Consider the following 18,015-nt stretch of genomic DNA (forward strand, 5'->3'; position numbering starts at 1 on the left):
GGCGTCCCAAAATCACTTCCGATTCGGGCTAATCGCACCTTTCCTCGCGGCCCATGCGGAGGAATTCTCTTGGAACATCAGCATCAAAGGCGCTCGATGCTACAAACGGCTTAGCAACGCAGGTGTCGGCTTGACCGCATTGGAACCACAGCACGAAGGCGTCGTGAGATCTCGCGTCGTGAAGCGCTCGATTGTCGTTGCCGGTCACAAGACCAGTGTCAGCCTCGAAGATGCCTTCTGGAACGGGCTAAAGGAAATCTCCGGTCTCCGAAACATGACGATGTCGGAGCTGGTGGGCGAAATCGACCACAATCGACAGCAAGGCAATTTGTCCTCCGCCATCCGCCTGTTCGTTCTCGACCACTTCAAAAACTCCGTCGTGACAACCGCGCTGGATTCGCTTCCGCAAACAAGAACGGTCGGCGGAGAAGTGTCACGACCGAAACACTCCAGCACGCCAACGTGAAGACCGACCTTGCGTTCGAAAACGGCAGGAAATCTCGCTCGAAAGAAGCCCGCAACTAGGCGGACCCGCTCCTGACCGCGGGTATTGTCGAGCGTGATCTTTGCCTACCTCATGACAGCAACCTCCCTGCTCAACCCGGCTTCCTAACGGATGACTATCTGGGACGCTGCAGTCTATGCGCAAAGTCGACCGTAGCTATGGCCCCCACGGGTGCGGTTGAGCCTTCGGCCACCTCGATGGTGCGGCCGTCACCGGACGCCACGATCTCGGTGGCAATCTTCTCGGTTTCCACCACGAACAATACATCGCCGCTGCGCACCTGATCGCCGGGCGCAACATGCCAAGACGCCACCATGCCCTCGATCTTGATACGAAGATTTTTCACCGTGCCGATTTTGCATAGCGCGCATTGGTCGATTCTCGGCCAATAGCGATCTTGTACCCGAACGATGGGGAGCTCCGGCGTGGTCGTTATCCTGTGCCTTTATGTAGCTGCGATGTGGGTGGTTGACCGATTTTGCATAGGCAGTTCGCAATCGGCCTCCTAGGGTTCTCTCTCAAGATGAAGGCCGAAGTTAATGCTGACGGCATGACGCTCGGTAGCCATAGGAATAAGATTTTGAAGCTGAGACGGATAACTGCGCTACTTGTTCTCGTCGCCATTCAATGCCCGGCAAGCGCACATGCGCAGGTTTCGACCCGATACCCATTCTGCCTGCAAGGTGATGACTATCCGGGCTGGAGCAACTGTACCTTCACCAGCTTTCAGCAATGCCAGGCCTCGGCGTCCGGCACGTTCGACGAATGTCTTGCAAACCCGTGGTACCAGGCCGGTGACGATGCGGCGCCGGCTCCCGATCAAAACACGGCCACCCCAGGTATATCTCCCCTGCCCGTCGGGCCCCCGCCCAACTGAAGCACCAGTTTCAGTGGTGCTGGAAATCGGCCCGGACAAGGCCGACCGCCTGCCTGAAAGGGGCGCTACCACCACACGTTGCCCTCAAGGACAATATGCCGGGATATCGAGCTGTGGTGTTTTGGCGCCGGGCAGAACTTTCTGCTGTGTTCTAGCGATATGCGGGGCCACGATGAGAATTCATCTGTCAGCCAATATGGGGACGCAAACTCTCAGTGCCCAGTCCGTTAGCTCCTGTCGAGACCTCGTTGAACGGGCTGAAGTTCTGGCGCTCGCTGAGGTCGACGAGCCCCTCCAGATCTCAGCTCTTTGTGCCGCTCTTTCGGTCAGCGAGCGCACCCTTCGCAAGGCATTTCACGGGATCCGTGGTCTCCCGCCCTGCCGGCATCTTCGAATGCTGCGATTGTCACAGGCAAGACGCGCGCTGATGGACACTGACAGCGGCCTGTCGACTGTAACAGAGATTGCTACCGGCTTTGGATTCCTGGAATTGGGACGCTTCTCGGTTGAGTACCGACGAGCGTTTGGCGAAAGCCCCTCTCAAACCTTGCAACGCACATCGAGTGCAAGTGCGCACATGGTCCGGACCGCTGAGCACGAAGACCGCGTCGAATTTTATGTGTGAGTATTCGCGCGGCGCAGCTTGGCTCCCAAGCCGCCGCAACCTGAGAGTGACATTGGAGCCACAGCAAGGAACCGACGCGGATGGATGGCCGATTTTGCATAGTCATTCCCAACACTCGGAGGTTCAATCGCTAACCTGGCAGCCTGCCACATCGTGATATTGAGGATGATATGCAGATGACGGGCTATATCTCCAAGCAAGCATCCCCCCATCGGCTCGCCCACTCCGCCGGCCTGGCCATGTTGGTATTTGGCTCGCTGTCTGGCGCGGCCTATGCGGACGAAAGCGGCGTGTCGTACCGGTTGCCTGGGCGGCTCAGCAGTCTGGCTGCCACTCCCCAGCTGCCGGGCTGGTCTTGGGCCGAAGTCTACTATCATACCTCGGTCGGAGCATCCGGAGGCGTGGCGGCCGCAAAGCAGATCCAGATCGGAAGGACCCCCGCGAACGTCAACGTCAGCCTGAATGCAAGTCATCATTTCATGACCTACGTGACCGGAGACGTAACATCATGAAATTTTGGCTGAACTAGAACGCCCGCCATGACCAGGTGATCAGCAATGCCGCTTCCGAAATCCATCACTGGCACCACCGTTTCGGTGGACGAGGCAGCCCACGCACAGCCGGCGAAGAGCGGCCGGTTGAGCCGCCTGGTTCTTGACCTCCTTCGGCCGTACCGTGGCTGGCTAATCATTGTGTTCGTGGCAATGCTGGTCGAGATCGCTATGAGCCTCGCGGCACCGTGGCCGCTCAAGCTTGTGCTCGACGACGCTCTTGGACACCACAAGCTTCCATACTGGCTCGCGTGGGCGCACGATTACGGTTTTGGACGTCATACACTCGGTGTTGCCCTGTTCGCGGGAGTCGCGACCCTGTTTATCGCCGTCTTCGGAGCGATCGCCACCTATATCGACAATTACTACACCACCAGCGTGGGGCAGTGGGTCGCAAACGACTTGCGTATTCGCATTTACGAGCATTTGCACCGCCTTTCGCTGCGCTACTACGACAACGTCAAGTCCGGCGCTCTGATGTCCACCATCACCAGCGATGTTGCAACGATTCAAAGCTTTGCGTCGTCATCTACACTCGACATCGTCGTTGACCTGATCACCATCGTCTTCATGGTCGGGCTGATGTTCTGGCTCGATTGGGACTTCACCCTGATCGCCGTCGGTTTAACTCCTTTCCTGGTGGTGTTTCTTTTTCATTTCAAGAAAGCGGTGAAGGAAGTCACGCGGACTGTCCGTGCGCGGCAGAGTGAGATCGTCGCGGTTGTCCAGGAGGGGCTCGGTTCCGTTCGCGCAGTCAAGGCATTTGGAAGGCAGGATCTCGAAGTCGCCCATTTGGAGGCCGCGAGCCATGCGACCGTTGAAGCTGCGCTCAAGGCGCGACAGGTGAAATCGCTGCTGGCACCGATGGTCAACATCGTGGTGGCAATTTGTACAGGGATTGTGCTTTGGAAGGGCACTTCCTTGATCGTTGCGGGAACGATGACGGCCGGAGCACTGACTGTGTATCTTGCGTATTTGTCGAAATTTTTCAAACCGGTCAAAGACCTTGCTAGCATGACGAGCGCAATCGCACAGACGACGGTGGCTCTGGAACGCATCCAAACTATCTTGTCCGCCGATGACATCATCCAGGAGCGCGCCGATGCCACAGACCCCGGCCGCCTCAAGGGCGCCATCACTTTCGACCATGTCGCCTTCAGCTATGGTGACGATACCCCGGTGTTGCGCGACGTTTCGTTCAGTATCGAGCCCGGCCAAGTCGTCGGTATTGTCGGCCCAACGGGTTCCGGCAAGTCGACGGTGTTGAGTCTCGTTCCCCGATTTTACAATCCCACCAGCGGACGAGTGCTGATCGACGGTGACGACATATCCACGTACAAGCTCGCGTCGCTGCGTTCCCAGGTCGGTTTCGTGCTGCAGGAAACGGTGCTATTTCGCGGGACCATTCGCGAGAACATTGCTTATGGACGCCCCGGAGCCACGGATGAGGAGGTCATCGCTGCCGCGAAAATTGCCAACGCGGACGAGTTCATCAGTCGCATGCCGCACGGCTACGACTCCCCTGTCGGCGAGCGAGGCGACACACTTTCGGGCGGCCAGCGACAGCGCATCGGCATAGCACGTGCAGTCATTCGGAACAGTCCAATCATGATCCTCGACGAGCCCACGGCAGCGCTCGATACGGAATCCGAGCGTCTGGTCATCGAGGGTCTGGAACGTCTGATGGAAGGCCGTACGGTCATCATGATCGCGCATCGTCTCAGTACCATCGTCGACGCCGACAAGATCATCGTCCTGAAAGACGGCGTCGTGGCAGAAGAAGGCTCAAACGACGAACTAATTGCACGCGGGGGCGTCTACGCCGAGTTGCACCGTGTCCAGTATGAACCAGCCGTCGCAAGATCGACCGGCGCAGCATAGGCACGGATCGGCCAATCGCATTTCATCATTTTGAGGAGCTTTAAGCCATGTCGCACAGGTTAATCGTCCTGCCGGATGATACCGCCAAAGCAATACTTGATCCTATCGAAGCGGCCCTGCATTCACTCAACATTCGAATGTTTCTGTTCACCGATCCGACCCTGCTGAGCGCGGTGATTGCTGCGAAACGCCGCGGCGTCAACGTCCGGGTCATGCTGAACCCAGCGCGACGCGACGGGCAAAGCGATAACGAAAAGTCTCGCAGACTATTGCTCAAAGCTGGTGTCAAAGTCCGGAACAGCAGCGAAGCTTTTGCGCTGACGCATCAGAAGTCGATGGTAATCGACGATACATTAGGCTTTGTAGAATCTCTCAACTGGGAGACGCGGGACCTCACGGAAACCCGTGATTATGCCGTCGTAACCACGAGCAAGCGCGAAGTTGCAGAGATGATAGCGTGCTTCAACGCCGACTGGTCACGAAAGCCGTTCAAACCCGATCCTAAATCACGCCTCATCTGGTGCCCTAACGACGGCCGCGAGCGTATTGCGGCTTTTATCGATGGGGCCAAGAAAAGCCTCTGGATCCAGAACGAACGCTATCAGGACACGGTAATTATCGAGCGGCTGGTTCAAGCCATGAATCGTGGCGTTCGCGTCCGAATCATGGCGCGCCCCGCGCACAAGCTGAAGAAGAACAAACTGGTTGAAGCGGTCGGCGGTCTTCGTATCATGCACGACGTAGGCGCGAAGATTCATAAACTTAAGGATCTCAAGCTGCACGGCAAGATGCTGCTCGCAGATGAGAGCCGCGCGATTGTAGGATCGATCAACCTCACACCGGGGAGTTTCGATGCAAGACGAGAACTGGCCGTCGAGACCGACGCCAAGCATGTTGTGAAACGACTCGTCAAGACATCGCGCCTTGATTGGAAGAATTCCAAAAAGCTCGATTTGTCTGATGAGGGAATTTTAGCCGATTTTGAAAAACACGGCACTCAGGGAGCGGACAAGCTCGCTATCGCCACCAAGTCAACCAAGCAGAGCGCTAAATAACCGAATGGGAGGCCAATCATGTATTCCATAGCGCGCTCCGCATGACCGTCGGAGATTCGGCGAGCTTATCGCACGAAACAGTCGGATTGCGTCGCATCCATTCTCGCCGAGCGGTCGTTGGAGTCTTCGAAGAGCCCGCTTTGCGCCGAAAGCGGCCCCCCCCCGAAATGTCATTTCATCGCTTGATGCCAGGCTCCACAGAGTCGACGAGGGGCGTCACTCCCGACACTTGTCGTGATCGTCTCAGTCGGAATCTACTTTTTTGGCCTATCACATCACTCACGAGATTAGCAGATCAAGGGGTCGGATCTGGTCGAACAGGCTCGTCTTCGGCAATCGCCCGCCACCCTGCCCCTTCGAGGTCATCGTACTGGCCGTTCCTGAGCGACCAAAGAAATCCCATCAGGCCGATCAGACCGAGCGTCAGTGCCAACGGCACGAGGAACACCAGGACTTCCATCAGCCAAACTCCCTGACACCCCGGTGTGCGCGGAGGGCATTCAGTATCACCAGCAGCGACGAACCCGACATCGCAGCCGCCGCCACCAGCGGCGTCGCCAAACCAGCAATCGCCAGCGGCACCGCAAGCAGATTGTATCCGGCGGCGAGCCACAGATTCTGCCGCATCAGCCGCAGTGCCTTGCGCGAGAAGCCGATGGCCGCCACCACGGGCGCCAGGCGGTCGCCGAGGAAAACCAGGTCGGCCGTGGCTTGGCTCAAATGGGTGGCGCTCACCGGCGACATCGAAACATGCGCAGCCGCCAGCGCCGGCGCGTCGTTCATACCGTCTCCCACCATCATGACCTTCAAGCCCTGCCGCTTCAGCTCATCGATGCGGGCGATCTTGTCGGCGGGTGTGACACCGGCGCGCCATTCCTGAATGCCGAGCAAATGCGAGGCATGCTTCACCGCAGGCTCGCGATCCCCCGAGAGGATCTCGACCGCGATCCCGGCCCGCACCAGCGTCGCCACCGCCGCGGCCGCATCCGCGCGCAGGCGCTGTCGCACCGCAAAGACGTGGCAGTCGTCGCCATGCCGGAAGGCGACCACCGAAGCCTCTGGATCGCTGCACAGAATCTCGTTGGCGAGCCGGTCCGCATCACAGAACGACGGCCTCCCCAGCCTGATCTCGACGTCCCCGACAAAGCCCCGCACGCCCTGACCCGGCACTTCCTCGATCCCCGCTAACGGCTTCTTTGCGCGCGCCGCGCGGGCAACCGCGGCTGCGACCGGATGATGGCTGGAAAGCGCAAGCCTACCCGCCAGCGCAAATTCAGCTTCCGGAATTTCACCCGCATTGGTGACGTCGAGTTCGGGCATGGTCAGCGTGCCCGTCTTGTCGAACACGACCCTGTCGACCTCGGCCAGTCGTTCGATGGCATCACCGGAATTGAGCAATACGCCAGAGCGAAACATGGCGCCCGATACCACGGTCTGCACGGCGGGGATCGCAAGCCCCAGTGCACAGGGACAGGTGATGATCAGGACCGCGATCGCGGTGACAATGGCGTCATGCCAGGTCGCGCCGAACGCGACCCAGCCCAGCATGGTCAACAGCGCCGTGGCGTGCACGACGGGCGCATAAAGCCGCGAGGCGCGATCCGCCAGTTGCACATAGCGGGAGCGCGCCTGCACGGCGTTGTCGAGCAACCGACTGATTTCGGCCAGCAGCGTGCCTTCCGAGGCCGCCGCGACCCGTACGCGCAATGCGCCGGAGAGATTGAGCGTTCCCGCATAGACAGCGGTGCCCGGCTCCGCCCTGACCGGCAGGGTCTCGCCGGTGATCAGGCTTTGATCGATCTTGGATTTCCCTTCGATCACCGAGCCGTCGACAGCCGACCGCTCACCGGGCCGCAGCAAGACGATGTCTCCGACCTGCACCGCGGCGATCGGCACTTCGCTGATCTCGTCAGCGCCGACAAACTTTGTCGCGGTCTCTGCCTTCAGGGCTGCCAGATTTCCGGCGACGGCACGCGTCCGCCGGCGCAGACTCTGATCGAGATAGCGGCCAGCCACGAGAAACGTGATCAGCATCAGCGCTGCGTCGAAATAGGCGTGTTCGGCGTGGTGAATGGTTTCAACCACCGACATTGCCAGCGCCAGGACGATGCCAATGCTGATGGGAACGTCCATATTGGTGCTGCGCGCCCGCAGCGCACGGAATGCGGATCTGAAAAACGGCTGTCCCGAATAGGCCGCCGCCGGCAACGCAATCAGAGCGGACAGCCAGTGGAAAAAATCGCGCTGCTCCGGGATCATGTCGGTCACATTGCCGGACCAAACCGGAACCGACAGCATCATCACGTTCATCGCAGCAAAGGCAGCGACGCCGAGGCAGCGCAGCAGGAAGCTTGCCTGTTCGTTCTCCAGCGTTTCAGCGCGGACCGGCTCGAACGGATAGGCCCGGTAACCAAGCTCCGCCAGCCGGTCGATGAAGCGAGCCGGATCCAGCGCGCCTTGCTTCCATTCCAGTGCCACGCGGCGGTCGGTCAGATTGACGCGGGCCAGTGTCACGTCCGGCAACGCGGAAAGGCCGCGCTCGATCTTGGACATGCAGCCGGCGCAACTGACACCCTCGACCGCGAGATCGATATGCGACAGGCCCGAGTCCAGGTTCCTGACGTAGTGCGAGAAGTCGCGCGTTGCCTGCATGTGCGCTTTCCTAGTTGAACAAGACGCGGTTTTTGGACAGGAACAGGCGCTGGCCGGCAGATGCGCCTTCCAGCACCAGGTCCCATTGGCCCGATGCGATCGCTAGCGCGCTGCCGCGATAGATACCGATCCCGACTTCCGCCAGCGTGACCGGCAGATCGGCCCGCCGGTCGGTCGGCCGCTCGAAGCGGCCTTCGAACGTCAGGCCGGTCATCGGACGGCCGGCATTGTCGCGGGCCTCGACCTGCAACGTCGCCCCGCCCTGCCCGCTGCGCTCGACATGCGCGTCGACCTTCCAGTTGCGCGCGTTCTGGTCGCGGGCCGCCAGAATTTCCTTTTCGTAGGCAAGGCTGGCACTGTAGGCGCTGTCGACTTCGGTGCCCGGCAGCGTCTGGATGGCGAGCCGCATCATGACGAGGTTGACCCCGATCACGACACCGAAGAATGCAACCAGCATGAAAAACACCCTGCGCCCGGTCAAAGGCTTTGGGGCCTGCGATTTTCTCATGCAACACTCCTCCCGGATCTCATGGCGTCACGAAATGATCGGTCGCGGAGGCGACCTCGCCGAGCCCGATATCGGTGACGTGAAAGTGCACCGGAATGGACTTCTCGGGATTGCTTTCGGTGGGCGCTGTCACCAGCAGTCGCAACTCGGTGGTCTGGTCCCGGCCCAGGATGATCATCGGCCGGTCCTGCGTCAGGGAATCGGCGCCGACGACATGGACTGTGCCATTGACCGGACCGTCGATATCAATCGCTATGACACGATCGAAGCCGCGCTTGTTCAGGAGACGAACCGTATAGGCATTGCGGATCGAACCGTCGCTCAGCTTCACCGCGACCGGATTGCGATCGTGCAGCACGTTGATGTCGAGCAGCGTCCGCGTCAGCAGCGCGTACAGCATGACCGCGCCAACGCAGGCGATCATGGCCAGGTAGGTGACGGTACGCGGGCGCACGATGCGGTAAACCGGCGGTGTGCCGGCCTGGCGGCGCTGGATATTGATATCGTTGTCATATCCGATCAAGCGGGTTTCGCGACCGATCTTCGTCATCACCGCGTCGCAGGCATCGATGCACAGCCCACACTGGATGCAGTCGAGCTGCGCACCGTTGCGGATGTCGATCCCGGTCGGGCACACGGCGACGCATTGATAGCAATCGACGCAATCGCCGACCGGCTCGCCAAGCGCCCGCAATTCGTTCGCCTTCTTCAACGACGTGCGTTTCTCGCCACGATCGTATCTGTAGGTGACGTTGAGCGCCCATTCGTCGGTAAGCGCCGCCTGAATACGCGGCCATGGGCACATATAGACGCAGACCTGTTCGCGCATGAAGCCGGCGAGCAGATAGGTCGTGGCGGTCAGTATCGCAATCCAGATATAGGCCAGCATCGGCGCCTGGAACGTCACCAGCTGCTTCACCAGCGTCGGCGCATCATTGAAATAGAGCACCCAGGCACCACCGGTCCACCAGGCGATCATTAACCAGATCGAATGCTTCAGGACGATCTCGGCGAACCGCTCGAGCTTCATCGTACCGCGCGCCGCATCCTTGCGCATACGATCACGTCGATCGCCCTCGATCAGGCGCTCCACGGCGTAGAACAGATCCGTCCATACGGTTTGCGGGCACAGATATCCGCACCAGATACGGCCACCCACCGAATTCATCAGAAACAAAGTGATGGCCGCGACGATCAGCAGGCCAGTGAAGTAGTAGACCTCCTGTGGCCACAACTCGATGAAGAAGAAATAGAAGCGGCTGTTCGGCAAATCGACCAGCACAGCCTGGTCGGGGGCGCCCAAGCCGCGATTCCAGCGCACGAACGGCAGCAAATAGTAGACCCCGAGGCAGAACGCCATCAGGCCCCATTTGATCCGGCGGAAGGTTCCCGACACGCTTTGCGGATAGACCTTCTTCCGGGCCGCATAGAGCGGTCCGTCGTCTTCAAGCTGCAGTTCGGTTGTGTTCACGGGCTTGTTCATCGAAGTGGTCTCGTGCGCCTGGGGCGGAATGTAGGCCCACCCCCGCAACCCTGATTGATCCACCTCAAACAGCGCGCAACTTCCTGCGCCCGGCGGTCACTTACCTCCGCCGAGAGAGTGAACATAGACGGCCAGCGCCTTGACCGTGGAAGGGTCGAGACGGCCTATCCAGGCCGGCATGACGCCGCCGCGGCCATTCGTGATGGTCTCGATCAGCGTCACCTCGTCCGAGCCGTAGAGCCAAATCTTGTCGGTAAGGTCGGGCGCGCCGAGCTCCTGGTTACCCCTGGCATTGTCGCCGTGGCATGAAACGCAATTGTCCGCGAAGATCTTCGCGCCAGCCGACTTGTCGTAGCCGGGACTGGTCGGCAGACCCGACAGCGACCGGACGTAGTTGGCGACGGTGACGATCTGATCCCTTTTGAGAATTCCATCCTTGCCAAAAGCCAGCATGGTATTTTCGTGAGCCTTCGGATGCCCGGAACGGGCGCCGAACTGGATCGTCTGCATGATCTGATCGAGCGAGCCGCCCCACAGCCAGTCGTCATCGTTCAGGTTGGGATAGCCCTTGGCACCGGCGCCGCCGGAGCCGTGGCATGGCGCGCAGTTGTCGCCGAACACCGTCTTGCCGCGGGCCCGTGCCAGCGCCAGCAAGGCAGGATCCTTCTCGATTTCCGCCAACGGCGCTGCGCCAAGCGCGACCATTTTGTCGCCGCGGATCTTTTCCAGATTGGCAAGTTCGACGGCAACATCCGCGCGCGAGGAGTAATTCAGCACGCCGGTGGTATGGCTCCACAGCAACGGCCACGCCGGATACACCACCCAATAGCCGATCGCCCAAGCGATGGTCAGGTAAAACGTGATGACCCACCAGCGCGGCAGCGGAGTGTTCAATTCCCTGATGCCATCCCACTCGTGGCCCGTGGTCGTCTTGCCGGAGACTCTATCGAAATCGTTGTTGTGCTCGGTCATGATCCCGTCATTCCTCCCGCAACGGCATTCTCGCCGCCTCGTCGAACTCGGCCCGGTTGCGCGGCCAGAGCGCGTAGGTCACGATCGCAATGAAGATTCCGACAAACAGCGGTGTCCAGAACGTCGTGACGAAATCCGACGTGATGTTCTGTACCGTTAGAATGGCTTTCATCGTTCTGCCTTCTCAGCGAGGTTTTTCTCAGCGAAGATTTGCTTTTTCGTTGTAGAGCTTGAAATCGACCAGCGTTCCCAACATCTGCAGATAGGCGACAAGCGCGTCCATCTCGGTCGGCATGCCTGGCCTGCCGTCAAAATTCCGGGCAGCCGCTTTCGGGTAGCGCTTGGAAAACGCGTCCACGCCGTCGCTGTCGGGGTCGGTCTGGGCCTTGAGATCGGCCGCAGCGTTGGCGATCTGGTCGTCCGTATAGGGTACGCCGACCGTGCGGCTGGCGCGTAGATGATCGGCGATCCCCGCAACATCCACCTCCGCCTTCGACAGGAAGGCATATCCGGGCATTACCGATTGCGGCACGATCGCGCGAGGATTGGTCAGATGCGTGACGTGCCATTCATCGGAATATTTCGCGCCGACGCGGGCGAGATCGGGACCGGTTCGCTTCGATCCCCACTGAAACGGGTGGTCGTACATACTCTCGGCTGCGAGCGAGTAATGGCCATAGCGCTCGACTTCATCCCGCAACGGCCGGACCATCTGCGAGTGGCAGAGATAGCAGCCTTCACGGACATAGACGTTGCGGCCAGTGAGTTCCAGCGGCGTATACGGCCTGATGCCGTCGACCACTTCGATTGTGCTCTTCAGATAGAACAACGGCGTGATCTCGACGAGGCCGCCAATCGCGATCACCGCCAGAATCCCCCCGACGAGGACGATCGAGTTCTTCTCGAAGATCTGGTGTCTGCTCCAGAATGACATCTAGTCGCTCCTCATTCCGCCGGCTGGAGCGCGACGGGCGATTGCACTTCCGCCTCGCCGACACGCACCGTCATCCAGAGATTATAGGCCATGATCAACGCACCGATCAGGAACAGCGCGCCGCCCGCCGCGCGAATGATGTAGAACGGATGCATCGCTTCCACGGATTCGATGAAGGAGTATTCGAGGAAGCCGAGCGAAGTGTAGGCGCGCCACATCAGGCCTTGCAGGATTCCCGAGACCCACATCGCCGAGATGTAGAGCACGATGCCGATGGTCGCGATCCAGAAATGCCAGTTGACGAGCTTGAGGCTGTAAAGCCCCTTGCGATCCCACAACCAGGGAAACAGGCAGTACAGCGCGCCGAACGAGACGAACCCGACCCAGCCGAGCGCGCCGGAATGAACATGGCCGATGGTCCAGTCGGTGTAGTGGCTCAGCGAATTCACCACCTTGATCGACATCAGCGGGCCTTCGAAGGTGGCCATGCCGTAGAAGGCGACGGACACGACCAGCATCCGGAGCACGGGATCGGTGCGCAGCTTGTCCCAGGCGCCCGACAGCGTCATGAGGCCGTTGATCATGCCACCCCAGGACGGCATCCACAGCATGATTGAGAACGTCATACCGAGCGTTTGCGCCCAATCCGGCAGCGCCGTGTAGTGAAGGTGGTGCGGCCCGGCCCAGATGTAGAGGAAGATGATCGCCCAGAAATGGATGATCGACAGCCGGTAGGAATAGACCGGCCGCTCGGCCCTTTTGGGGATGAAGTAATACATGATGGCGAGGAAGCCGGCGGTGAGGAAGAACCCGACCGCGTTATGGCCGTACCACCACTGGAACATCGCATCCTGAACGCCGCCCCAAGCGATGTAGGATTTCGAGCCGAACACCGACACCGGCAGTGCAGGATTGTTGCCGAGATGCAGCACGGCGATGGTGACGATGAAAGCGAGATAGAACCAGTTGGCGACGAAGATATGCGGTTCCTTCCGCTTCACGATTGTCATCAGGAAGACCAGCAGATAGGTCACCCAGACGATCGTCAGCCAGAGATCCGCATACCATTCCGGCTCGGCATATTCCTTGGATTGGGTAACGCCGAGCAGATAGCCCGTGCCCGCGATCAGGATGAAGAAATTATAGCCGATGACAACGAACCACGGCGCGAGATCGCCAACGAGACGCGTACGGCAGGTCTTCTGCACCACGTAGAACGAGGTTGCGATCAACACATTGCCACCGAATGCGAAGATCACTGCCGACGTATGTAGCGGCCGCAGACGACCAAAACTGGTCCAGGGCAAGTCGAAATTGAGCGCCGGCCAGGCAAGCTGCGATGCGATCAGCAGCCCGACCGCGAAACCGGCAATACCCCAGAACATCGCCATCACGGCCGAGAACTTGACCGGACCCATATTGTAATTGGGTCGGCCGTTGATCTCCCGGGGCGGCAGCACCGCGGAACGGTCGTAATACCGATTCAGGATCGCAAAGACAGCCCCCAGGCTGGCAGCGCACGCCAGCGACGCATGGAAGGCGAACGCCGTATCTAGCGCCTTTCCCGCGGCGAAGAGGCACAGAAATGCCGTCGCGGCAAACACCAGCGTCAGACCGGCTTCGCCATGCGTCATCGATTTCGCGGATTGAGATGGGTTCATGCGCGGGCTTCTCTTCTGTAGAGGTCAGCCTGAATGATCACACCTTCGGTATCTCCGAATTGATCGAGGTCAAACTCGGTCAAATTTGCGAGCGCTGGGGAAAACACTGATCAGGTGTCAGCAGCAGGAAGGACCGATCGGAATGGACGCGCGTATTCTGGCCGCGCGACGCTGCCGTTCGATCGCACGCAGCCGCTTCGAAAGCTGCGCGGATCCTAATTCCGCCGCCAGGCGCTGTTCCAGCGCGTCGGCCGAGAGATGACGTGATGTCAAAAGCCGGTAGAGTTCCGGGGGAGACAGGTTTAGGTCTTGCGCGATCTGCTCGAACTCCGCACGTTGCACGCCGCGCAGCCTGTTCTTGCGCGCGCACACAGCGACGGCGGTCTTGAGCCACCGCGCCAGAGCGCCGCCAAGCGACGAGCTTCCTGCATCACCTGACAAAATATGCACGTGCGCCCCCTCGCAAGATGAAGCTGGCAGCCAAGCCCGATCCGGCGATATCCGCCTTGACCTGAATCAAGCTGGAAAGGAGCGCTAGACGGCCTTGCTGAATCGCGCCGGATCAGTGCGCGTATGGGGATCGAATGCCGCCGCAAGCACCCGCACCACCTGATGACCGTTATCGGTGGCGGTCACAACGCGGCCCTCAATGCGTACCAGGCCGTCGTCGACCAAGGGTTGCAGCAGCGCCAACTCTTCGGCAAACGCCATGTCCGGCGCGGTGACGTCGAGGTCCGCCTGAAACGCGCACATCAGGCTTTCGATGGTGCGGGCCCGCTGCTTTTCGGCGGCATCGAGCCGGCAACCGCGCGACGACGCCAGGCGGCCATCGGTAATGGCGCGAACATAGCTTGGAACGTCGGAGATATTCTGGACGTATCCGTCCTCAAATCTTGAAATCGAAGATGCTCCGAGGCCGATCAGGGTTTTCCTGCCATCGTCGGTATATCCCTGGAAATTGCGATGCAGCTGCCCGGACATCGCGGCCCGGGCCAACGCGTCGTCCGGTTTTGCAAAATGGTCGATACCGATCTTCAGAAACCCGTGGCGCAGGAACTCCGCGGCGATAGCTGCGGCCTGATCGATGCGATCGTCGACGCCCGGGAGCGTGCTTTCGTCGATGCGCCGCTGATTGGCTTTCAGACGCGGCATATGGGCATAGCCGTAACAGGCGATGCGGTCCGGCGACAGCGTGGCGACGATCTCGCAGGTCTTGCGAAGCGAGTCGATGGTCTGCAGCGGCAATCCGTAGATCAGGTCGAAATTCAGATTGCCGATGCCGGCGGCTCTCAACCGCAACACAGCGGCTTCGACATCCTGCATCGGCTGCCACCGGCCGATCGCCGCCTGCACCAGGGGATTGACGTCCTGCACGCCCAGACTGGCGCGGTTGACACCAAGTTCCTTCAGGCTCTCCGCCAGCAACGGCGTCACATAGCGTGGATCGAGCTCGATGGCATGCTCGAAGCTATCCTCAAAGGTGAAATGGCTGCGCAGGACTTTCATCACCGATGCGAGTCCCTCGCCGCCCAGAATGCTCGGCGTTCCGCCGCCCCAGTGCAGCCGGGCGATTCGGACCGGTCCGGACAAGGCGACGATGACCAGTGCAATCTCGCGTTCCAGCGCTACGCGATAGGTCGCGATGACGTCGTCGCGCATCGCTTTCTTGGTGTTACAGCCGCAGTAAAGACAGAGCTCGCGGCAATACGGCACATGCAGATAGATCGAAACGGCCTCAGACGTGTCCAGATCCTGCAACCACCGCCGCTGGTCGGCGGAGACCACCGCTGGCGTGAATTCGGCCGCCGTCGGATAGGACGTATATCGCGGCACCTGCAGTCGGGCGTAACGGCGAACAATATCGTTCACGGCAGTGCTTCCTTGCGCCGGACAAAATGCCCTGGTTGGAACCGTCGTGAATCAGAACGGTCGGCGCCTAACGTCGGACTGTTGGGCCAATTGCTTCGGACGGGTCTGCAGATCGCCCCATGCCAACACGGCCCCAAAGACAACGAACATCAGCACTACGCTTAGGGCAACGAGCATCGAATCGACTGGCATGGCTTGCCTCCTGTGATGGAGAAACGATGCCTGCCTTGCTTCGTCAGGGCTTTGACTTGAATCAATCAGACACGAGTTGCGGCGCAGAATTCCTTCACGCCGCGGCCATGGCCTCGGCGCGTGCCGGGTCGATCAGATGAACACCGCCGGTGACGATAGCCAGCATCTTTTCGCGCGCAAACCGCGTCAATGTCCGGCTTACCGTCTCGATCGTCAGCCCGAGGTAATCGGCGATATCCTGCCGGCTCATCGGCAAGGAGATCGTCTGCCGCTCGTCGCCGATATGGGCCAGCCGCGCCCGCCAACCGACGAGAAAGGCCGCGACCTTCTCTTCTGCGGTACGCCGTCCAAGTAAAAGCATCTGCTCCTGAGCCAGCATCAATTCGCGCGCCGCGAATTCGTTGATCCGAAGCAGGAAATGCGGTCGATGTTCAATGAAATGCGCAAACGCGTCGGCAGGAAAGCGGCACACCGAAATGGCTTCGATCGCATCCGCCGAATAGCCGTAACGCTCCGATGGCATCGTGCCGAGAAAATCTCCCGGCACCGCGAAGCCGATTACCTGCCGCCGCCCATCGGGCAACAGCTTGTAGAGGCGCGCAACGCCCGCGGTCACGTTGTGGACGGAAGTGGCGGGCTGTCCCGCATTGAAAAGCGCCTCGTTGCGCGTCAAATGAACATGGCGAGCGATCCGTTCGAACTCGGCGAGGTCGGCCTGGTCGAGCGCGCCGCATATGCTGAGCGATCGGACTGCGCACGCCGAGCAACGGCCGAAAATGACGCGATTCGGATTTGGCGCGATGGTTCGTATCATTGCCTCTGCCCGTTCGGCCGAATCTTCGGCCAGTGCATTTTCCGGTCGTAAATGGCGGCTCAAGGGCACGCCGGGATATGCTCCATTTTAGTGGGTTCACGGCAGGCCGATTGATCCAGATCAAGTGAAGCGCCAATTAGACCTGCATTGTACGGCGCACGCTTGGAAGCCAGCCTCCGCCCGGAGTGATCCCGAAAATGATTCGACGAATTCTAACACCGCTGGCGCTTGCGCTCGTCACGCTGACGCAGGCCGTCGCGGCTTCACCTGACGAACAGCGCGGCAGGACGTTCGCACTCACCAACTGCGCGCGATGTCACGCCGTCGATCGGGTCAGCCAAAGCCCGCTCAAGATCGCGCCGCCCTTCCGCGTGCTGCACAAACGTTATCCGATAGAGACCCTGGCTGAATCGCTCGCCGAAGGCATCCAGACGGGTCATCCGACCATGCCGGAGTTCCAGCTCGATCCCGATCAGATTCACGATCTGTTGTCGTATCTGAAGACGCTTGAATAATCGGCTCTACGCGCGAAACAGACTCGCCTGGAGCGCGTCGCGCCGGGAAGATTGAGCTGCATCAAATCGATCGTCGCCTGGACGTGTTACCTGCCCAACACCAATCCAGAATTCGCGGAGGTTCCCATGCGCGCGCATCAGATCATGACCCGGCCGGTCTTCACCGTCTTGCCGGACGCCACCATCCTCGAAGCCGCAAACCTCATGTTGCGGCGGCATATCAGCGGGCTTCCGGTGGTCGATGCGGCCGGGAAGCTGGTTGGCATCGTCTCGGAGGGTGATTTCATTCGCCGCAGCGAAATCGGCACCCAACGCAAGCGCAGCCGTCTCTCGAACTTCATTCTCGGCCCGGGTCAGGCGGCGACTGACTTCGTTCACGAGCGCGGCAGCAAGATCGCCGAGATCATGACGCATGATCCGGTGACGATCAGCGAGGATACTTCGCTCGCCGCTATCGTGGCGCTGATGGAGAAGAACAAGCTCAAGCGATTGCCGGTGATGCGCGGCGAAAATCTCGTCGGCATCGTGTCGCGCTCCAATCTGCTACAGGCGGTCGCGAGCCTTGCCCGCCAGATCCCCGACCCGACGGCTGACGACGATCACATTCGCGACCGCATCATCGATGGGCTCGTCAGGAACGACTGGTGTCCTCAGGGTCTCAGCGTCGTCGTCCGCGACGGCGTGGTGCATCTGAGTGGCATCATTACCGACGAACGTTCGAGGCAGGCCGCCATCGTCTGCGCGGAGAATATCTCCGGGGTGAACAAGGTCCACGACCATCTGTGCTGGGTCGATCCGATGTCCGGGCTGTACTTTGTCGCACCGGAAGACGAAGAACTCGCGAAGGCGAGTTAGGGAACGCAACCGCGCCGACGTGGCCGAATACTTTCCACTGCCGTTGCTGCTACGGCCCTTCAACCC

The 18,015-nt window shown here is 60.2% G+C and carries 20 protein-coding genes; 8 read left to right on the plus strand and 12 right to left on the minus strand.

Annotated elements, in window-relative coordinates; translation table 11 throughout:
* Nucleotides 1-163 precede the first annotated feature (163 nt).
* Nucleotides 164-466 carry a ribbon-helix-helix domain-containing protein gene (locus tag FFI89_RS25005; protein WP_138835676.1) on the plus strand — a complete coding sequence of 101 codons (303 nt, stop codon included), beginning with the start codon at nucleotides 164-166 and terminating at the stop codon, nucleotides 464-466.
* A gap of 154 nt (nucleotides 467-620) precedes the next feature.
* Here the strand turns inward: FFI89_RS25005 and FFI89_RS25010 are convergent, their stop codons facing one another.
* Nucleotides 621-851, minus strand: coding sequence for a lipoyl domain-containing protein (locus tag FFI89_RS25010; RefSeq protein ID WP_138830243.1), 231 nt, complete (start codon nucleotides 849-851; stop codon nucleotides 621-623).
* Nucleotides 852-1,055: 204 nt separating this feature from the next.
* Between FFI89_RS25010 and FFI89_RS25015 the strand changes: the two genes are divergently transcribed.
* From FFI89_RS25015 to FFI89_RS25035, 5 genes are all read left to right on the plus strand, one after another.
* The gene (locus FFI89_RS25015) at nucleotides 1,056-1,382 is read left to right on the plus strand and encodes a DUF3551 domain-containing protein (protein WP_138835678.1); all 327 of its coding nucleotides are present in this window, start codon (nucleotides 1,056-1,058) and stop codon (nucleotides 1,380-1,382) included.
* 196 nt (nucleotides 1,383-1,578) lie between these two features.
* Complete coding sequence (locus FFI89_RS35410; protein WP_371722532.1) at nucleotides 1,579-2,007, plus strand: helix-turn-helix domain-containing protein; 429 nt, start codon at nucleotides 1,579-1,581, stop codon at nucleotides 2,005-2,007.
* Nucleotides 2,008-2,183: 176 nt separating this feature from the next.
* The gene (locus FFI89_RS25025; RefSeq protein WP_246669244.1) at nucleotides 2,184-2,519 is read left to right on the plus strand and encodes a hypothetical protein; all 336 of its coding nucleotides are present in this window, start codon (nucleotides 2,184-2,186) and stop codon (nucleotides 2,517-2,519) included.
* A 45-nt stretch (nucleotides 2,520-2,564) separates the two neighbouring features.
* Complete coding sequence (locus FFI89_RS25030; RefSeq protein ID WP_168213037.1) at nucleotides 2,565-4,439, plus strand: ABC transporter ATP-binding protein; 1,875 nt, start codon at nucleotides 2,565-2,567, stop codon at nucleotides 4,437-4,439.
* Nucleotides 4,440-4,486: 47 nt separating this feature from the next.
* Nucleotides 4,487-5,494, plus strand: coding sequence for a phosphatidylserine/phosphatidylglycerophosphate/cardiolipin synthase family protein (locus tag FFI89_RS25035; protein ID WP_138830245.1), 1,008 nt, complete (start codon nucleotides 4,487-4,489; stop codon nucleotides 5,492-5,494).
* Nucleotides 5,495-5,789: 295 nt separating this feature from the next.
* On the opposite strand, the gene ccoS is transcribed toward FFI89_RS25035, so the two are convergent.
* From ccoS to FFI89_RS25090, 11 genes are all read right to left on the minus strand, one after another.
* Nucleotides 5,790-5,954 carry a cbb3-type cytochrome oxidase assembly protein CcoS gene (gene ccoS / locus FFI89_RS25040; RefSeq protein ID WP_138830246.1) on the minus strand — a complete coding sequence of 55 codons (165 nt, stop codon included), beginning with the start codon at nucleotides 5,952-5,954 and terminating at the stop codon, nucleotides 5,790-5,792.
* Entirely contained in the window at nucleotides 5,954-8,146 is a 2,193-nt protein-coding gene (locus FFI89_RS25045) for a heavy metal translocating P-type ATPase (protein WP_138830247.1), read from the minus strand. Before FFI89_RS25045 ends, ccoS begins: the two co-directional genes overlap by 1 nt.
* A gap of 10 nt (nucleotides 8,147-8,156) precedes the next feature.
* The gene (locus tag FFI89_RS25050; protein ID WP_138830248.1) at nucleotides 8,157-8,654 is read right to left on the minus strand and encodes a FixH family protein; all 498 of its coding nucleotides are present in this window, start codon (nucleotides 8,652-8,654) and stop codon (nucleotides 8,157-8,159) included.
* A gap of 19 nt (nucleotides 8,655-8,673) precedes the next feature.
* A complete protein-coding gene (gene ccoG / locus FFI89_RS25055; protein WP_138830249.1) occupies nucleotides 8,674-10,137 on the minus strand; it encodes a cytochrome c oxidase accessory protein CcoG in 1,464 nt (487 codons plus the stop codon).
* A 96-nt stretch (nucleotides 10,138-10,233) separates the two neighbouring features.
* Complete coding sequence (gene ccoP / locus FFI89_RS25060; protein ID WP_138830250.1) at nucleotides 10,234-11,109, minus strand: cytochrome-c oxidase, cbb3-type subunit III; 876 nt, start codon at nucleotides 11,107-11,109, stop codon at nucleotides 10,234-10,236.
* A gap of 7 nt (nucleotides 11,110-11,116) precedes the next feature.
* Entirely contained in the window at nucleotides 11,117-11,281 is a 165-nt protein-coding gene (locus tag FFI89_RS25065; RefSeq protein ID WP_138830251.1) for a cbb3-type cytochrome c oxidase subunit 3, read from the minus strand.
* 27 nt (nucleotides 11,282-11,308) lie between these two features.
* The gene (ccoO, locus tag FFI89_RS25070; RefSeq protein WP_138830252.1) at nucleotides 11,309-12,043 is read right to left on the minus strand and encodes a cytochrome-c oxidase, cbb3-type subunit II; all 735 of its coding nucleotides are present in this window, start codon (nucleotides 12,041-12,043) and stop codon (nucleotides 11,309-11,311) included.
* 11 nt (nucleotides 12,044-12,054) lie between these two features.
* Nucleotides 12,055-13,677, minus strand: a complete 1,623-nt coding sequence (ccoN, locus tag FFI89_RS25075; protein WP_168213184.1) for a cytochrome-c oxidase, cbb3-type subunit I — start codon at nucleotides 13,675-13,677, stop codon at nucleotides 12,055-12,057.
* 144 nt (nucleotides 13,678-13,821) lie between these two features.
* Nucleotides 13,822-14,154, minus strand: coding sequence for a hypothetical protein (locus tag FFI89_RS25080; RefSeq protein WP_138830254.1), 333 nt, complete (start codon nucleotides 14,152-14,154; stop codon nucleotides 13,822-13,824).
* An 84-nt stretch (nucleotides 14,155-14,238) separates the two neighbouring features.
* Nucleotides 14,239-15,573, minus strand: coding sequence for an oxygen-independent coproporphyrinogen III oxidase (hemN, locus tag FFI89_RS25085; RefSeq protein WP_138830255.1), 1,335 nt, complete (start codon nucleotides 15,571-15,573; stop codon nucleotides 14,239-14,241).
* Between the two features lie 286 nt (nucleotides 15,574-15,859).
* The gene (locus FFI89_RS25090) at nucleotides 15,860-16,579 is read right to left on the minus strand and encodes a Crp/Fnr family transcriptional regulator (RefSeq protein WP_138830256.1); all 720 of its coding nucleotides are present in this window, start codon (nucleotides 16,577-16,579) and stop codon (nucleotides 15,860-15,862) included.
* A gap of 197 nt (nucleotides 16,580-16,776) precedes the next feature.
* On the opposite strand from FFI89_RS25090, the gene FFI89_RS25095 reads away from it, so the two are divergent.
* A complete protein-coding gene (locus FFI89_RS25095; RefSeq protein ID WP_138830257.1) occupies nucleotides 16,777-17,094 on the plus strand; it encodes a cytochrome c in 318 nt (105 codons plus the stop codon).
* Between the two features lie 126 nt (nucleotides 17,095-17,220).
* The gene (locus FFI89_RS25100) at nucleotides 17,221-17,949 is read left to right on the plus strand and encodes a CBS domain-containing protein (RefSeq protein WP_138830258.1); all 729 of its coding nucleotides are present in this window, start codon (nucleotides 17,221-17,223) and stop codon (nucleotides 17,947-17,949) included.
* Nucleotides 17,950-18,015: the final 66 nt, after the last annotated feature.

The sequence above is a fragment of the Bradyrhizobium sp. KBS0727 genome (genome assembly GCF_005937885.2).
In the GTDB taxonomy this organism is placed as follows: Bacteria; Pseudomonadota; Alphaproteobacteria; order Rhizobiales; family Xanthobacteraceae; genus Bradyrhizobium.

Excerpts from the sequence above, each read along its gene's own strand:
- ccoS (WP_138830246.1), bottom strand. The coding sequence starts at position 5,954 with ATGGAAGTCCTGGTGTTCCTCGTGCCGTTGGCACTGACGCTCGGTCTG.
- ccoP (WP_138830250.1), bottom strand. The coding sequence starts at position 11,109 with ATGACCGAGCACAACAACGATTTCGATAGAGTCTCCGGCAAGACGACC.
- FFI89_RS25050 (WP_138830248.1), bottom strand. The coding sequence starts at position 8,654 with ATGAGAAAATCGCAGGCCCCAAAGCCTTTGACCGGGCGCAGGGTGTTT.
- FFI89_RS35410 (WP_371722532.1), top strand. The coding sequence starts at position 1,579 with ATGGGGACGCAAACTCTCAGTGCCCAGTCCGTTAGCTCCTGTCGAGAC.
- FFI89_RS25025 (WP_246669244.1), top strand. The coding sequence starts at position 2,184 with ATGACGGGCTATATCTCCAAGCAAGCATCCCCCCATCGGCTCGCCCAC.
- ccoN (WP_168213184.1), bottom strand. The coding sequence starts at position 13,677 with ATGACGCATGGCGAAGCCGGTCTGACGCTGGTGTTTGCCGCGACGGCA.
- ccoO (WP_138830252.1), bottom strand. The coding sequence starts at position 12,043 with ATGTCATTCTGGAGCAGACACCAGATCTTCGAGAAGAACTCGATCGTC.
- FFI89_RS25035 (WP_138830245.1), top strand. The coding sequence starts at position 4,487 with ATGTCGCACAGGTTAATCGTCCTGCCGGATGATACCGCCAAAGCAATA.
- FFI89_RS25030 (WP_168213037.1), top strand. The coding sequence starts at position 2,565 with ATGCCGCTTCCGAAATCCATCACTGGCACCACCGTTTCGGTGGACGAG.
- FFI89_RS25100 (WP_138830258.1), top strand. The coding sequence starts at position 17,221 with ATGCGCGCGCATCAGATCATGACCCGGCCGGTCTTCACCGTCTTGCCG.
- ccoG (WP_138830249.1), bottom strand. The coding sequence starts at position 10,137 with ATGAACAAGCCCGTGAACACAACCGAACTGCAGCTTGAAGACGACGGA.
- FFI89_RS25065 (WP_138830251.1), bottom strand. The coding sequence starts at position 11,281 with ATGAAAGCCATTCTAACGGTACAGAACATCACGTCGGATTTCGTCACG.
- FFI89_RS25015 (WP_138835678.1), top strand. The coding sequence starts at position 1,056 with ATGACGCTCGGTAGCCATAGGAATAAGATTTTGAAGCTGAGACGGATA.
- FFI89_RS25090 (WP_138830256.1), bottom strand. The coding sequence starts at position 16,579 with ATGATACGAACCATCGCGCCAAATCCGAATCGCGTCATTTTCGGCCGT.
- FFI89_RS25095 (WP_138830257.1), top strand. The coding sequence starts at position 16,777 with ATGATTCGACGAATTCTAACACCGCTGGCGCTTGCGCTCGTCACGCTG.
- FFI89_RS25045 (WP_138830247.1), bottom strand. The coding sequence starts at position 8,146 with ATGCAGGCAACGCGCGACTTCTCGCACTACGTCAGGAACCTGGACTCG.